The organism is Methylobacterium sp. NFXW15 (assembly GCF_049887755.1).
GTDB lineage: Bacteria > Pseudomonadota > Alphaproteobacteria > Rhizobiales > Beijerinckiaceae > Methylobacterium.
The window spans coordinates 82488-94882 of record NZ_JAGEKG010000006.1 but is presented as its reverse complement, the minus strand read 5'-3'; the positions used below and the strand labels follow the sequence as shown (position 1 = coordinate 94882).

Genomic DNA, 12395 nt, shown 5'->3' with positions numbered 1-12395 from the left:
CCCTACTCGTCGCCGTCGTCGTCGGGCTGGGTGATGGTGACGTCGGGCGTGGTCGCCCGTCCGATCGAGCCCGTCGACACCGGAGCGACGTCGGGACTCGTCGGGATGGCGCCTGCGCCGATGGCGATCATCCCGGCCATGGCGCGCTCCTTTTCGGGAATGCGCGAATCGCGGGAGATCATCTCGGCCTCGCGTTGCAGCCGAAGATTGCATGCACGCGACGGCAAGCCGCCCTGGGGGGTGCAGGCATCGTGCCGGGCGCAGGCCGCGTCGAGGGCGTCGATGGGCGGCAGCGGGGCATTGTTGCCCGGCCCGCAATAGTTTCCGTGGATCAGCATCTTCGGGCCACCGAAGGCAGCGGGCTGGGCCTGGGACGCTCCGGCGAAGGCGGCGCAACCGGCGGCGAAGATGATCGGGGCGGCAAGTTTCGTGAGAATCATGGTCGGGACCTCGGGCGATCTCGCCCCCTCAGGCGGCTCGCTTCGGCCGCCGCACTGCGGCGACGGTGGCAAAACGGGAGGTCATGGCGTGGGGTTCCCCACCGGATGGGGTGAGCTCCGCTTGGCCGCACCCCACGCCTGCCCCAGATTGTCCCTGTACCGGAGGCCCTGATGACCGCACGCCTGTTCGAGACCCTGACGCTGGATTCTCTCACGCTGGAGAACCGGATCCTCATCGCGCCGATGTGCCAGTACTCGGCGCGCGACGGGGAGGCGACCGACTGGCACACGATGCATCTCGGGCAACTCGCCATGTCGGGCGCGGGCCTCCTGACGCTGGAGGCCACCGCCATCTCGCCGGAGGCCCGCATCACCGCCTGGGATCTCGGCCTCTACAATGACGGCTGTGAGCGGGCCCTGGCCCGCGTGCTCGGCGCGGTGCGCGAATACGCCCCCATCCCGGTCTGTATCCAGATCGCCCATGCCGGGCGCAAGGCATCGAGCGATGCCCCTTGGGCGGGCGGCAAGCAGATCCCGCCGGAGCATCCCTACGGCTGGCGCACGGAAGCACCGTCGGCCGTGGCCCATGGAGAGGGTGAAGTGCCGCCGCACGCCCTCAGCGACGCCGACCTGAAGCGGGTGCGCGAGGAGTTCGTCGCCACGGCCAAGCGCGCGGTGCGCCTCGGCATCGAGGCGGTGGAGTTGCATGCCGCGCATGGCTACCTGCTCCATCAGTTCCTCTCGCCCCTCGCCAACAAGCGCACCGATGCCTACGGCGGCAGCCTCGCCAACCGAATGCGCTTCCCGATGGAAGTCTACGACGCGGTCCGGCAGGTCGTGCCATCCGGCTCGCCGGTCTGGCTGCGCGTCTCGGCCACCGACTGGGTCGAGGAAGGCTGGGACCTCGAGGAGACCGTGGAACTCGCGCGGGTGCTCAAGCAGGCCGGCTCGCCGGTGATCCACGTCTCCACGGGCGGCGTCTCACCGAAGCAGTCGATCAAGCTCGGGCCGGGCTATCAAGTGCCTTACGCCGAGCGGATCAAGGCCGAGACCGGCCTCGCCACCATCGCCGTCGGGCTCATCACCGAGCCGCGCCAAGCGGAGGACATCCTCGCTGAGGGCAAGGCGGACGCGATCTCGCTCGCCCGCGCCATGCTCTACAATCCGCGCTGGCCCTGGCACGCGGCGGCGGAACTCGGCGCGCGGGTGCATGCCCCCAAGCAATACTGGCGCTCGCAGCCGCACCACCTGAAGGACCTGTTCAAGGACACGTCCTTCGGCCAGCGGTAGATCCTGCCCGGGAGTCTACCGGTCCGTGAGGCCGACAGCCTTCATCCTTCGACGCCGCGAAACAACCGCGAAGGATGAGGGGTCCGGTGAGAAGAGGGGGCGAGGCGGCGCCTACTTCGCCACCGCGCCGATCAGCGGCCCGAGGGGGCGCCCGATATCCGAGCGGTTGAGGTTCGGCGCGTAGAGGCTCGACACCGAGCCGTCGAGGAACAGGGCGTTGCGGCAGCCCAGATCGTCCCGGAACAGGCGGGCGAAGGCGCCAAAGCTCACCGGCCGCTCGGAGATGGCGAAGACGGCCACATGCCCGCCCTCGCGGGTGCCGACGCCGTTACGGATCTTCTGCGACGGCCCATCGGCGGAGATCTTCGGGTGGATGTGCCCGTCGATCACCAGCATCGGCCCCGATTGCGTCGCGAAATCCGGCTTGAGCCGGGCTTTGACGTAATGCCCGGTATCGAGCACCCCGGCGCGATCGCCCTTCACGTAGAAGACGCCGTTCGGCTTCAGGTGGAAATTGCCCGGCCCATCCGCCGTCGAGAGCGAATGCAATTCGCGCCCGTCCTCGACATAGAGTCCGACCGGCGCCTGATCCTTGTCGTACATGCCGCCATTCATGGCGAAGGAGAGTTTCGGCCCCTGCGCCTCGGCGAGCGCCGAAAGCGACGCGTAGGCCTGCCCGTCCGGGCGTCGCCAGAACAGCTTCACGCTGCGCCGCCTCAGGTCGATGGTGCAGACCGTGAAGCTCTCCCCCTGCGCCTCGACGGCCCGGCAGGGCTCGGCGGAATTCGAGGCGGCCCAGGCCGCCGGGGAGACGGCGACGACGAAGGCGGCCGCGCCGGCCAAGCGAGAGAGGATCGAACGCATCATCACCTCGGCACCATCGTCCTTCTGCCGTTCGGGTCGCGCCCTGTGCTTTTGAAACATGGCGGGATTGGCGCAAGGGGCTTCCGGCTTCGCCCCCTCCTGCACGAGACCGTGACCGCCTGACGCGCAGGCGGCACGAACCCTTTCCCGACTCATACGTTTCGCCTGTGATGGGGCATCGTTCAGTTTGGAGACGTGAGATGAAGGGTGCAGTGCTTGGTTCTGCGCTACTCGCGGCTGGCGCCCTGGCGCTCGCGCCGGTGAGCGCCGAGGCCCGCGGCTTCGGCGGATTTCATGGTGGCGGCTTCCACGGTGGCGGCTTCGGCGGATTCCACGGCGGTGGCTTCCGCGGCGCGGGCTTCCGGGGTGCAGGCTTCGGCGGCGGCTGGCGCGGCGGTTATGGCGGTTGGCGCGGCGGCTACGGCTATCGCGGCGGCTACGGCCGCGGCATCGGCCTGGGCCTCGCCGGCTTCGGCGTCGGCCTCGCGGCGGGCAGCCTCTATGGCGGCTACGGCTATGGCTATCCCGGTTACGGCTATGGCGGCTATGGCGGATACGGCTACGCCCCGGTCGGCTATTACGGCGGTGGCTACGGCTACGGCGGCGAGTGCGTGACCGTACCGCGCGTGCGTTGGACCCCCTACGGCTATCGCCGCGTGCTGGTCGAGCGCTGCTACTGAGACCGGGTTTCCGGTCACGACGACAAGGGGCTGCCCGCGAGGGCGGCCCTTTTTGTTGCGGAAGGACGCTCGGAAGCGTTGCACCGGGCGGACGACCGTGCCGATACTCCCGGAAAAGGGGAGTGAATCATGGATACAGCCGGCGGACGGGGTACAGCGACGCCCGATGCGGTCGAGATTCGCGATGCGAGTCTGACGGCCTTCTACCGGTCCATGACGACGCCGGAGCGGCACACCTTCTGGGCCTGCGCGGCGGGTTGGTGCCTCGATGGCATGGACTTCATGATCTACCCGCTGGTGATCGGCACGATCATCGCGCTGTGGAAGGTCGATCCCGGCACGGCGGGCCTCGCGGCCACCGTGACTTTGTTGGCCTCGGCGCTGGGCGGCTGGATCGCGGGCTTCATGGCGGACCGGATCGGCCGGGTCCTGACTCTGCAGATCACCATCCTCTGGTTCTCGTTCTTCTCCCTCGTCTGCGCCTTCGTGCAGAACTTCGAGCAATTGCTCGTGGCCCGCGCGCTGCTCGGCCTCGGCTTCGGCGGCGAATGGGCGGCGGGCGCCGTGCTGATCGGCGAGACGATCCGCGCCGAGTATCGGGGCCGGGCGGTGGGTTCGGTGCAATCCGGCTGGGCCATCGGCTGGGGGCTCGCCGTGCTGTCGCAGGCGATCCTGTTCTCGGCACTGCCCCCCGAGACTGCATGGCGATGGATGTTCGCCGTGGGCGCGCTCCCCGCGCTGCTCGTCTTCTACCTGCGCCGCCACGTGAAGGAGCCCGAGGTCGCCGCCCGCACACGCGCCGCCGCCGCCGCGACCGGCGACCGGCCGAAGCTGTGGGAGATCTTCTCCGGTCCGATTCTCGGCACCACCATCCTCGCCTCGCTGGCGGCGGCGGGCTGCCAGGGCGGCTATTACGCCATCACGACCTGGGTGCCGCGCTTCCTGACGACCGAGCGCCACCTGTCCATCGTGTCCTCGACGGGTTACCTCGCCGCGCTGATCATCGGCTCGTTCACGGGCTACCTCGTTGGCGCTTGGCTGGCGGACAAGCTCGGGCGGCGTCCGCTCTTCCTGATCTTCTCCGTCGGCGCCATCGCGGTCATCATCGCCTACACGCAATTGCCGCTCTCGAACGGCGTGCTCTGGGTGCTCGGCTTCCCCCTTGGCTTCTTCGCCTCGGGCTATTTCTCCGGCATGGGCGCCTTCCTCACCGAACTCTATCCCACCCGTCTGCGCGGCTCGGGGCAGGGCTTCTGCTACAATTTCGGACGCGGCATCGGCGCCCTGTTCCCCGCCCTCGTCGGCTATCTGTCCGAGCGGGTCGGGCTCGCCAGCGCCATCGCCCTGTTCGCGGTCATCGCCTACGGGCTGTTCTTCATCGCGGCCTTCGCCTTGCCCGAGACGCGGGGCCGCGTCCTACACGCGGATACCTGAGCATGAGCGAGATCCGCGACTGCCCCGCTCCCGATCCGCATCCCGGTGGCCCGACGCGCTACGCCGTGCCGCCGGGCGCGGTCGATACCCACGCCCACGTCATCGGCCTTCCGCCCGCCTATCCCTTCGTTTCGGAGCGGAGTTACACCCCGCCCGAGGCCCCCGCCGCGCACTATCTCGCCATGCTCGACGCCACGGGCATGGCCCACGGTGTCCTCGTGCAGGTGAGCGTCCACGGCACCGACAACCGCCTGATGGTCGAGACGCTGCAGGCGAACCGGCAGCGCCTGCGCGGCATCGCGGTCATTCCGCTGGGCTTGCCCGAGCGCGACCTCATCGCCCTGAAGGAAGCGGGCGTCAGGGGGCTCAGGCTCAACGTGCTGTTTGGCGGCGGCGTCGGGCTCGACCAGTTGGAGGATTACGGCGCGCTCGCTCGCGAGATGGGCTGGCATCTGCAATTCCTGCTCGATGCCCGCCATCTGCCGCCCATGACGGATGCTCTGTCTCGCCTGAAGGTGCCGCTCGTCTTCGACCATATGGGCCATATGCCCGCCTCGGCCGGCATCGAGCATCCAGGCTTCCAGACCCTGCTTGGGCTGGTGCGGGACGGTGCCTACGTGAAACTCTCGGGCGCCTTCCGGGTCTCGACCGAGGGGGCGCCCTATACCGACACGATCCCCTTCGCCCGCGCGCTCAACGACGCCGCGCCGGAACGCTGCCTTTGGGGCTCGGACTGGCCGCATGTCGCCGCCTGGGACGGGCCGCCGAAATTACCGGCGCTCCTCGACCTGATGGCCGAATGGGTGCCGGACGAGGAACGCCGCCGGATGCTGTTCGTGGACAACCCGAAGCGGCTCTACGGCTTCTAGCGCCGCCGGGTCTCGTCCTGAGGCAGGTGGCGGCCATAGACTTCCTGCTTCTCGGCGCGCTCGCGGATCAGTTCGGCATAGGCTTGGCGCATCTCCGGCGAGACGGCGATGCTCTTGCCCTTGCTCGGCTTGCGCTTCGGCGCCTTCTTGAAGGTATCCCCGGTCTCGCTCATGCGATGCCCTCTTCCGGATCAGGCGAGGGGAGCGGCCCCCGGCCTGCGAGGCCCGAAGCCAACGCAGCAAAGGCGTGATTCGGCAAGGGGATGGAACTGCGACAATCGGGGATGGTGGCCTGCCCCGTTGACAGCCGCGCCCGGCGCGCGTCCCAATCGCTCCGATTGCCGGAGACTTCATGCCCCTCGAACCGTCCCTCGCCGCCGAGATCGAATCCGCCGTCGCGGAGGGCTTCGCTGATCAGGTCGCGCACACGCAGAACCTCGTGCGGTTCGCAACGCTCCGGGGCGCCGAGCACGGCTGCCAGGATTACGTATTCGAAGCGTTCCGCGCGCGGGGCTATGCCACCGAACGCTTCGCCATGGACCGGGCGGCGCTCGCCGCCCATCCCGGCAGCGGGCGGATCGACGAGCGCCATTCCGAGGCACCGATCGTCGTCGGACATCACCGTCCAGCGGGTCAGGCGGGGCGTTCGTTGATCCTACAAGCCCATGTCGACGTGGTGCCGACCGGTCCCCTCGATCTCTGGCGCCACCCGCCCTTCGATCCGGTGATCGAGGGGGACTGGCTCTACGGACGTGGCGCGGGCGACATGAAGGCGGGCCATGCGGCCAACCTCTTCGCCCTCGACGCCTTGTCCCGGCTCGGCCTGCAACCGGCCTCCAGCGTCACGATCCAATCGGTGGTCGAGGAGGAATCGACCGGCAACGGCGCGATGGCGGCGCATCTGCGTGGCTACCGGGCGGATGCCGTGCTGATCCCCGAGCCGGAGGACGAAGCCCTGGTGAGGGCCAATACCGGCGTCGTCTGGTTCACCGTCGAGGTGCGCGGCAAACCGGTTCATGTCCGCGAGATGGGGGCGGGAGCAAACGCCATCGACGCGATCTGGCGTGTCGTCGGGGCGCTCCGCGAGGTCGAGGCGCGCTGGAACGCCGAGCGCACCCGCCACCGCCATTTCGAAACCGAGGCGCACCCGATCAACCTCAATATCGGACGGATCAGCGGCGGCGACTGGGCGTCCTCCGTGCCCGCCTGGGCGCGGGTCGAGTGCCGCATCGCCCTCTATCCCGGCACGCGGGCGGCAGACGCCGCCGCCGAGATCGAGCGCGCGGTCGCGGATTTCGCGGCGGGCGATCCCTTCCTGGCGCAGAGCCCGCCCGTTGTGACCTTCAATGGCTTCATGGCCGAGGGATATGTCCTCGCAGAGGGCTCAGAGGCCGAAGCCGTGCTCGGTCGCGCCCACGAGCGGGCGACCGGGCGGGCGCTCACGAGCTTCATGTCACCGAGCTACCTCGATACCCGCGTCCACGCCCTCTACGAGGGCATCCCGGCCCTGTGCTATGGCCCCCGCGCCGAAAACATTCACGGCTTCGATGAGCGAGTGAGCCTCGCCTCCGTGCAACGCAGCACCGTCGCGATGGCCCTGTTCGTGGCCGAGTGGTGCGGGGTCGAGCGGAAAAGCGCGCTCAGGGGATGAGCCTGTCGGCGCGGAGGCGCTCGAACAGGGCGAAGAACGCGTCGTCCGTGGGCTGGTAGGCGGTAAAGCCGAGACGGCGGCTGCGGCTCATATCCGTCACCACCTCGATGGGCCGTCCGAGATCGGCATCCGTGTGCCAGGGCGAGGCGAGCTTGCTCAGGTCCGGCTCTGCGAGCCCATGCCGTGCGGCGATCTCGGCCCAGAGGGGGCCGTCCCCCGCCATGCGCGGTTCGAGGGGGCGATGGGCGCCGTCGAAGGGCGCAGCCTCGACGCCGAACCAGTCCGCGATGCGGCCCCACATCCAACTCCAGCGGAAGACATCGCCGTTCACCACGTTGAATGCGAGGTTCTGCGCGCTCTGTTCGGTGCAGGCCCAGAGCAGTTGCCGCGCGAGAAGGGCGGCATCGGTCATGTCGGTGAGACCGTTCCACTGCATGGCCGAGCCGGGAAACACGAAGGGCTCGCCCTTTTCCCGGCAGAGCGTCGCGTAGCAGGCCAGCGTGGTGCCCATGTTCATGGCATTGCCCACCGCCTTGCCGATGATGGTGTGCGGGCGGTGGACGCTCCACGAGAAGCCGTCCCGCTCGGCAGCGCCGAACAGGGCATCTTCCTGAGCGTAGTAGAAATTCTCGACCGGCAGGCGACCCTGGTCCTCGCGGAACGGGGTCTGCGGAAGGGTGCCTTTCCCGTAAGCCTCGAATGGCCCGAGATAGTGCTTCAGCCCGGTGACGAGGGCGGCATGGCGCAGGCTACCTTGCGGGCGCAACACATCCAGCAGGGTCTCGACCATGCCGCCGTTGATGCGGATCATCTCCGCTTCCGTGTCCCGGCGCTGCCACGTCGCTAGAACCAGATGGGACGGGGCGAGATCCTTCAGTGCGGCTTCCAGCGAGCCGCGATCCTGCAGGTCGGCGGCGACGGGGATGACGCCCGGCTGCTCCACCGGCCGCCGGGCGAGGCCGGCGACGCGCCAGCCCTCGGCGGCAAAGCGCTCCGCCGCCGCGCTGCCGACGATGCCGCTCGCGCCGACGATGAGGACGGTGTTGGTCATCGGGAACCCTGTGGTGATACGCGGGGCGCGCTGGACCGCCCACCCCGCCCCAACCCCCGAGACCCGTGAGGGTTCAGGCCGCCCGGTCGATCGCCGCGCCGAGCACCTCGACCATCTCGCCGATCTGCTCCCGCTCGACGATGAGCGGCGGCGACAGGGCGATGATGTCGCCGGTGACGCGGATCAGCAACCCGCGCTGGAAGCAATCGACGAACACATCATAGGCGCGCTTGCCCGGCGCGTCGGGACGCGCTCCGAGTTCGATTCCCGCCACGAGGCCGAGGGAGCGGATGTCGATGACGTTCCTGCGCCCACGCAGATCGTGGAGAGCCGAGGCCCAATCCTCCGACAGGTCTGCGGCGCGGGTGAGGAGCCCTTCCTCGCGGTAGATGTCCAGGGTCGCGAGACCGGCGGCGCAGGCCACGGGGTGACCCGAATAGGTGTAGCCGTGGAACAGCTCGATCCCATCAGGCCCCTGCATCAGGGCGTCGTGGACCTGACGGCTCGCGAAGACCACGCCCATCGGCACGGTGCCGTTGGTCAGCCCCTTGGCGGCGGTCACGAGGTCGGGCGTCACGCCGAAGAAGTCGGTGGCGAAGGGCGCGCCGAGGCGGCCGAAGCCGGTGATGACCTCGTCGAAGATGAGCAGGATGCCGTGCTTCGTGCAGATCTCGCGCAGGCGTTCCAAATAGCCCTTCGGCGGCACCAGCACGCCGGTCGAGCCAGCGAGCGGCTCCACGATGCAGGCGGCGATGGTCTCGGCCCCATGCAGGGCGACGAGGCGCTCCAGATCGTCGGCAAGGTCCGCCCCGTGCTCGGGCTGGCCCTTCACGAAGGCGTTGCGCGCCAAATCGTGCGTGTGGCGCAGGTGGTCGGCACCCGCGAGTTGCGGGAATACCCGGCGATTCGAGACGATGCCGCCGACCGAGATGCCGCCGAAGCCGACGCCATGATAGCCGCGCTCACGCCCGATCAGACGGGTGCGGGTGCCTTGGCCGATGGCGCGCTGATAGGCCAGCGCGATCTTGAGGGCGGTATCGACCGATTCCGAGCCGGAATTGGTGAAGAATACACGGTCGAGCCCGCCGGGGGCGACCTCGGCGAGGCGCTCGGCGAATTCGAAGGCGATGGGGTGGCCCATCTGGAAGGTCGGGGCGAAATCGAGGGTGGAAAGCTGGCGCTCCACCGCTGACGCAATGTTCCGACGCCCGTGACCGGCATTCACACACCAGAGCCCGGCGGTGCCGTCCAGGACCGTCCGGCCGTCATCGGCCGTGTAGTGCATGCCCTGCGCGGACACGAGGAGGCGCGGCGCCGCCTTGAATTGCCGGTTTGCGGTGAACGGCATCCAGAAGGCGTCGAGCGAAGGCGTGTTGCGCAAGGGGTGGTCGGTCATGGTTGGGCTCCGGCTCCGTCGACCGCAGGGGATACCCAATCGCGCGGTGCAACAAGTCCTTTTCTGTCCGACGCCAAGCCCTTGCCGAGACTGAGGTACGGGCGCCAATGTTGCGTCATCCGCAACACCCGCAACGGAGCCCGTCCATGAGCGTCGATGTCGGTGAACGCCTGCGCTTCGTGCGGGTGCGCCACGGCTTATCGCAACGCACCCTGGCCAAGCGGGCAGGGGTCACCAATTCCGCGATTTCGCTGATAGAGGCCAACCGGGTGAACCCCTCCGTCGGCGCGCTGAAGCGCATCCTCGACGGCATCCCGATCGGCATGGCCGAGTTCTTCGCCCTCGAACCCGAACCGGAACGCAAGGTCTTCTTCGCCGCGGAGGAATTGACCGAGATCGGCCGACGCTCGGCCAAGGGCGGCATTTCCTACGGCCAAGTCGGCGACAACCTGTTCGGCCGGAAGTTGCAATTGTTGAAGGAGCGCTACGAGCCCGGTGCCGATACCGGCCGGGTGCTCCTCAGCCATGACGGGGAGGAGGGCGGGATCGTGCTCACCGGGCGATTGGAGGTCACGGTTGGCGAGGAGCGGCGCATCCTCGGCCCCGGCGACGCCTACTGCTTCGACAGCCGCCGCCCCCACCGCTTCCGCTGCGTCGGCCCGCATCCCTGCGAGGTGGTGAGCGCCTGCACGCCACCGAGTTTTTGAGGAAGCCACACTCATCCCACCCACTGCCCTCATCCTGAGGTGCGGCGAAGCCGCCTCGAAGGAGGGCTCAAGGGATCGTGGAGACTTCTGGAGCCCTCCTTCGAGGCCCGCTCAGGCGGGCACCTCAGGATGAGGGCAGTGGGTGGGGTCAGTCGGGTGGGAGAGTTGCCGGGCGTCAAACCCTACCGCTTGCGCACGAATTCCGTGCGCAGGACCAGACCCTTGATCGTATCGTGGCGGCAGTCGATCTCGTCGGGGTCGTCCGTCAGACGGATCGAGCGGATCACCGTGCCCTGCTTCAGGGTCGTGCTCGTGCCCTTGACCTTCAGGTCCTTGATCAACGTCACCGAATCGCCGTCCGCCAGGGCGTTGCCCGCCGCGTCGCGGACCACGATCGCTGCGGGGGCCGAGGAGGCCGCGCCGGGCGGAAGCCACTCGCCGGTGGCTTCATCGTACACGTAGGATTCGTCGTCGCCGGTCACGTCTCGGGGCTCCCGCCGCAGCGTTCCCCGGAAGCGGCGAACACCTGTCAAGCGTCGCCGTTGTCGCGCCCCGCCCAGGCGTGGGCAAGAGCGGAGTACGCAGGGCAGCACCGCTTCCGGCGGTGCTGCCCCACGAGCGGCTTACCGCTTGAGCGGACCGGCCTCGATCACGTCCTCGACGGTCCGCAGACCGGCACGGGGCGAGTTCACGAGGCAGGCCATGTTGCCCGGCGGGTGCTGGTTCTTCCACATCTTGGTGTGCGCCTGGGGGATCTTGTCCCAGGGGAAGACCTCGCTCATGCACGGGTCGATCCGGCGGTCCAGCACGAACTGGTTCGCAGCGGAGGCCTGCTTGAGATGGGCGAAATGCGAGCCCTGGATGCGCTTCTGGCGCATCCACACGTAGCGGGCGTCGAAGGTGATGTTGAAGCCGGTCGTGCCCGCGCAGAACACGACCATGCCGCCGCGCTTCACCACCAGCGCCGAGACCGGGAAGGTCGCCTCGCCGGGGTGCTCGAACACGATGTCGACGTCGTTGCCCTTACCGGTGATGTCCCAGATTGCCTTGCCGAACTTGCGGGCTTCCTTGGTCCAGGCATGGAATTCAGGGGAGTTCACCTTCGGCAGCTGACCCCAGCAATCGAAGTCCTTGCGGTTGATGACGCCCTTGGCGCCGAGGCTCATCACGTAGTCGCGCTTCGACTCGTCCGAGATCACGGCGATCGCGTTGGCGCCGGAGGCCGCGCACAGCTGCACGCCGAACACGCCGAGGCCGCCGGAGGCGCCCCAGATCAGCACGTTCTGGCCGGGCTTCACCGTGTGCGGGGCGTGGCCGAACAACATCCGGTAGGCGGTGGCTAAGGTCAGCGTGTAGCAGGCGGCCTCTTCCCAGGTGAGGTGCTGCGGACGCTTCATCAGCTGACGCGACTGAACCCGGCAGAACTGCGCGAAGGAGCCGTCGCCGGTCTCGTAACCCCAGATCCGCTGCGAGGGCGAGAACATCGGGTCGCCGCCGTTGCACTCCTCGTCGTCGCCGTCGTCGCGGTTGCAGTGGACGATGACCTCGTCACCGACCTTCCAGCGCTTCACCTTGGGGCCGACCTTCCAGACGATGCCGGACGCGTCGGAGCCGGCGATATGGTACTCGCCCTTGTGCACGTCGAAGGGCGAGATCGGCTCACCGAGGCCAGCCCAGACGCCGTTGTAGTTGACGCCGGCTGCCATGACGTAGACCAGCACTTCGTCGTCGCCGATCTCCCAGACCGGCAGCACTTCGAGCTGGTGAGACTGTTCCGGCGGACCGTGGCGCTCACGCCGGATTGCCCAGGCATACATCTTGGCCGGCACATGACCGAGCGGGGGGATTTCACCCATCTCGTAGAGGTCCTTGACCTCGGTCCCGGCCGATTGGAGCGCAGCGCTCGCCGCCATGTCCCATCTCCTCACTGACTCGCGGTCTTATGAACTGCCGCGGTTCTGATGGCTCTGGCTATAGCTGCGTTGCGAAGAGCCTCCAAGTGGGCCGAAAGTC

13 protein-coding genes are annotated in these 12395 nt (G+C 68.4%); 6 read left to right on the top strand and 7 right to left on the bottom strand.

Features of this window, described 5'->3' with window-relative positions:
- Positions 1 to 2 precede the first annotated feature (2 nt).
- Positions 3 to 440, bottom strand: coding sequence for a hypothetical protein (locus tag J4O73_RS14875; protein WP_426218513.1), 438 nt, complete (start codon positions 438 to 440; stop codon positions 3 to 5).
- 171 nt (positions 441 to 611) lie between these two features.
- Here J4O73_RS14875 and J4O73_RS14870 point away from each other — a divergent pair, with 171 nt between their 5' ends.
- The gene (locus J4O73_RS14870) at positions 612 to 1730 is read left to right on the top strand and encodes an NADH:flavin oxidoreductase/NADH oxidase (RefSeq protein WP_426218511.1); all 1119 of its coding nucleotides are present in this window, start codon (positions 612 to 614) and stop codon (positions 1728 to 1730) included.
- Between the two features lie 111 nt (positions 1731 to 1841).
- Here J4O73_RS14870 and J4O73_RS14865 read toward each other — a convergent pair whose 3' ends face one another.
- Positions 1842 to 2597 carry a phosphodiester glycosidase family protein gene (locus J4O73_RS14865; protein WP_426218510.1) on the bottom strand — a complete coding sequence of 252 codons (756 nt, stop codon included), beginning with the start codon at positions 2595 to 2597 and terminating at the stop codon, positions 1842 to 1844.
- 197 nt (positions 2598 to 2794) lie between these two features.
- On the opposite strand from J4O73_RS14865, the gene J4O73_RS14860 reads away from it, so the two are divergent.
- The 3 genes from J4O73_RS14860 to J4O73_RS14850 all read left to right on the top strand — a co-directional run bounded on the left by J4O73_RS14860 (position 2795) and on the right by J4O73_RS14850 (position 5577).
- Positions 2795 to 3274: a hypothetical protein gene (locus J4O73_RS14860; RefSeq protein WP_426218508.1), complete on the top strand. Its 480-nt coding sequence runs from the start codon at positions 2795 to 2797 to the stop codon at positions 3272 to 3274.
- Between the two features lie 129 nt (positions 3275 to 3403).
- A complete protein-coding gene (locus J4O73_RS14855; RefSeq protein ID WP_426218507.1) occupies positions 3404 to 4708 on the top strand; it encodes an MFS transporter in 1305 nt (434 codons plus the stop codon).
- Positions 4709 to 4710: 2 nt separating this feature from the next.
- Positions 4711 to 5577 carry an amidohydrolase family protein gene (locus J4O73_RS14850; RefSeq protein ID WP_426218506.1) on the top strand — a complete coding sequence of 289 codons (867 nt, stop codon included), beginning with the start codon at positions 4711 to 4713 and terminating at the stop codon, positions 5575 to 5577.
- Here J4O73_RS14850 and J4O73_RS14845 read toward each other — a convergent pair.
- Positions 5574 to 5750 carry a hypothetical protein gene (locus tag J4O73_RS14845; protein WP_426218504.1) on the bottom strand — a complete coding sequence of 59 codons (177 nt, stop codon included), beginning with the start codon at positions 5748 to 5750 and terminating at the stop codon, positions 5574 to 5576. The genes J4O73_RS14850 and J4O73_RS14845 overlap by 4 nt on opposite strands.
- A gap of 179 nt (positions 5751 to 5929) precedes the next feature.
- Here J4O73_RS14845 and J4O73_RS14840 point away from each other — a divergent pair, with 179 nt between their 5' ends.
- A complete protein-coding gene (locus J4O73_RS14840; protein WP_426218502.1) occupies positions 5930 to 7228 on the top strand; it encodes an ArgE/DapE family deacylase in 1299 nt (432 codons plus the stop codon).
- Here the strand turns inward: J4O73_RS14840 and J4O73_RS14835 are convergent.
- Positions 7218 to 8279, bottom strand: a complete 1062-nt coding sequence (locus J4O73_RS14835; RefSeq protein ID WP_426218500.1) for an SDR family oxidoreductase — start codon at positions 8277 to 8279, stop codon at positions 7218 to 7220. The genes J4O73_RS14840 and J4O73_RS14835 overlap by 11 nt on opposite strands.
- A 73-nt stretch (positions 8280 to 8352) precedes the next feature.
- Positions 8353 to 9675: an aspartate aminotransferase family protein gene (locus J4O73_RS14830; protein ID WP_426218498.1), complete on the bottom strand. Its 1323-nt coding sequence runs from the start codon at positions 9673 to 9675 to the stop codon at positions 8353 to 8355.
- Positions 9676 to 9821: 146 nt separating this feature from the next.
- Here J4O73_RS14830 and J4O73_RS14825 point away from each other — a divergent pair, with 146 nt between their 5' ends.
- Positions 9822 to 10382, top strand: coding sequence for a cupin domain-containing protein (locus J4O73_RS14825; protein ID WP_426218496.1), 561 nt, complete (start codon positions 9822 to 9824; stop codon positions 10380 to 10382).
- Positions 10383 to 10564: 182 nt separating this feature from the next.
- On the opposite strand, the gene J4O73_RS14820 is transcribed toward J4O73_RS14825, so the two are convergent.
- On the bottom strand, positions 10565 to 10864 hold the full coding sequence (locus J4O73_RS14820; RefSeq protein ID WP_426218495.1) for an alkylphosphonate utilization protein: 300 nt from the start codon (positions 10862 to 10864) through the stop codon (positions 10565 to 10567).
- A gap of 141 nt (positions 10865 to 11005) precedes the next feature.
- Entirely contained in the window at positions 11006 to 12295 is a 1290-nt protein-coding gene (ccrA, locus tag J4O73_RS14815; RefSeq protein WP_426218493.1) for a crotonyl-CoA carboxylase/reductase, read from the bottom strand.
- Between the last annotated feature and the right edge of the window lie 100 nt (positions 12296 to 12395).

What these genes read in the sequence shown, in the direction of transcription:
- J4O73_RS14875 (WP_426218513.1), bottom strand. Translation starts at nt 440, where the DNA reads ATGATTCTCACGAAACTTGCCGCCCCGATCATCTTCGCCGCCGGTTGC.
- J4O73_RS14870 (WP_426218511.1), top strand. Translation starts at nt 612, where the DNA reads ATGACCGCACGCCTGTTCGAGACCCTGACGCTGGATTCTCTCACGCTG.
- J4O73_RS14865 (WP_426218510.1), bottom strand. Translation starts at nt 2,597, where the DNA reads ATGATGCGTTCGATCCTCTCTCGCTTGGCCGGCGCGGCCGCCTTCGTC.
- J4O73_RS14860 (WP_426218508.1), top strand. Translation starts at nt 2,795, where the DNA reads ATGAAGGGTGCAGTGCTTGGTTCTGCGCTACTCGCGGCTGGCGCCCTG.
- J4O73_RS14855 (WP_426218507.1), top strand. Translation starts at nt 3,404, where the DNA reads ATGGATACAGCCGGCGGACGGGGTACAGCGACGCCCGATGCGGTCGAG.
- J4O73_RS14850 (WP_426218506.1), top strand. Translation starts at nt 4,711, where the DNA reads ATGAGCGAGATCCGCGACTGCCCCGCTCCCGATCCGCATCCCGGTGGC.
- J4O73_RS14845 (WP_426218504.1), bottom strand. Translation starts at nt 5,750, where the DNA reads ATGAGCGAGACCGGGGATACCTTCAAGAAGGCGCCGAAGCGCAAGCCG.
- J4O73_RS14840 (WP_426218502.1), top strand. Translation starts at nt 5,930, where the DNA reads ATGCCCCTCGAACCGTCCCTCGCCGCCGAGATCGAATCCGCCGTCGCG.
- J4O73_RS14835 (WP_426218500.1), bottom strand. Translation starts at nt 8,279, where the DNA reads ATGACCAACACCGTCCTCATCGTCGGCGCGAGCGGCATCGTCGGCAGC.
- J4O73_RS14830 (WP_426218498.1), bottom strand. Translation starts at nt 9,675, where the DNA reads ATGACCGACCACCCCTTGCGCAACACGCCTTCGCTCGACGCCTTCTGG.
- J4O73_RS14825 (WP_426218496.1), top strand. Translation starts at nt 9,822, where the DNA reads ATGAGCGTCGATGTCGGTGAACGCCTGCGCTTCGTGCGGGTGCGCCAC.
- ccrA (WP_426218493.1), bottom strand. Translation starts at nt 12,295, where the DNA reads ATGGCGGCGAGCGCTGCGCTCCAATCGGCCGGGACCGAGGTCAAGGAC.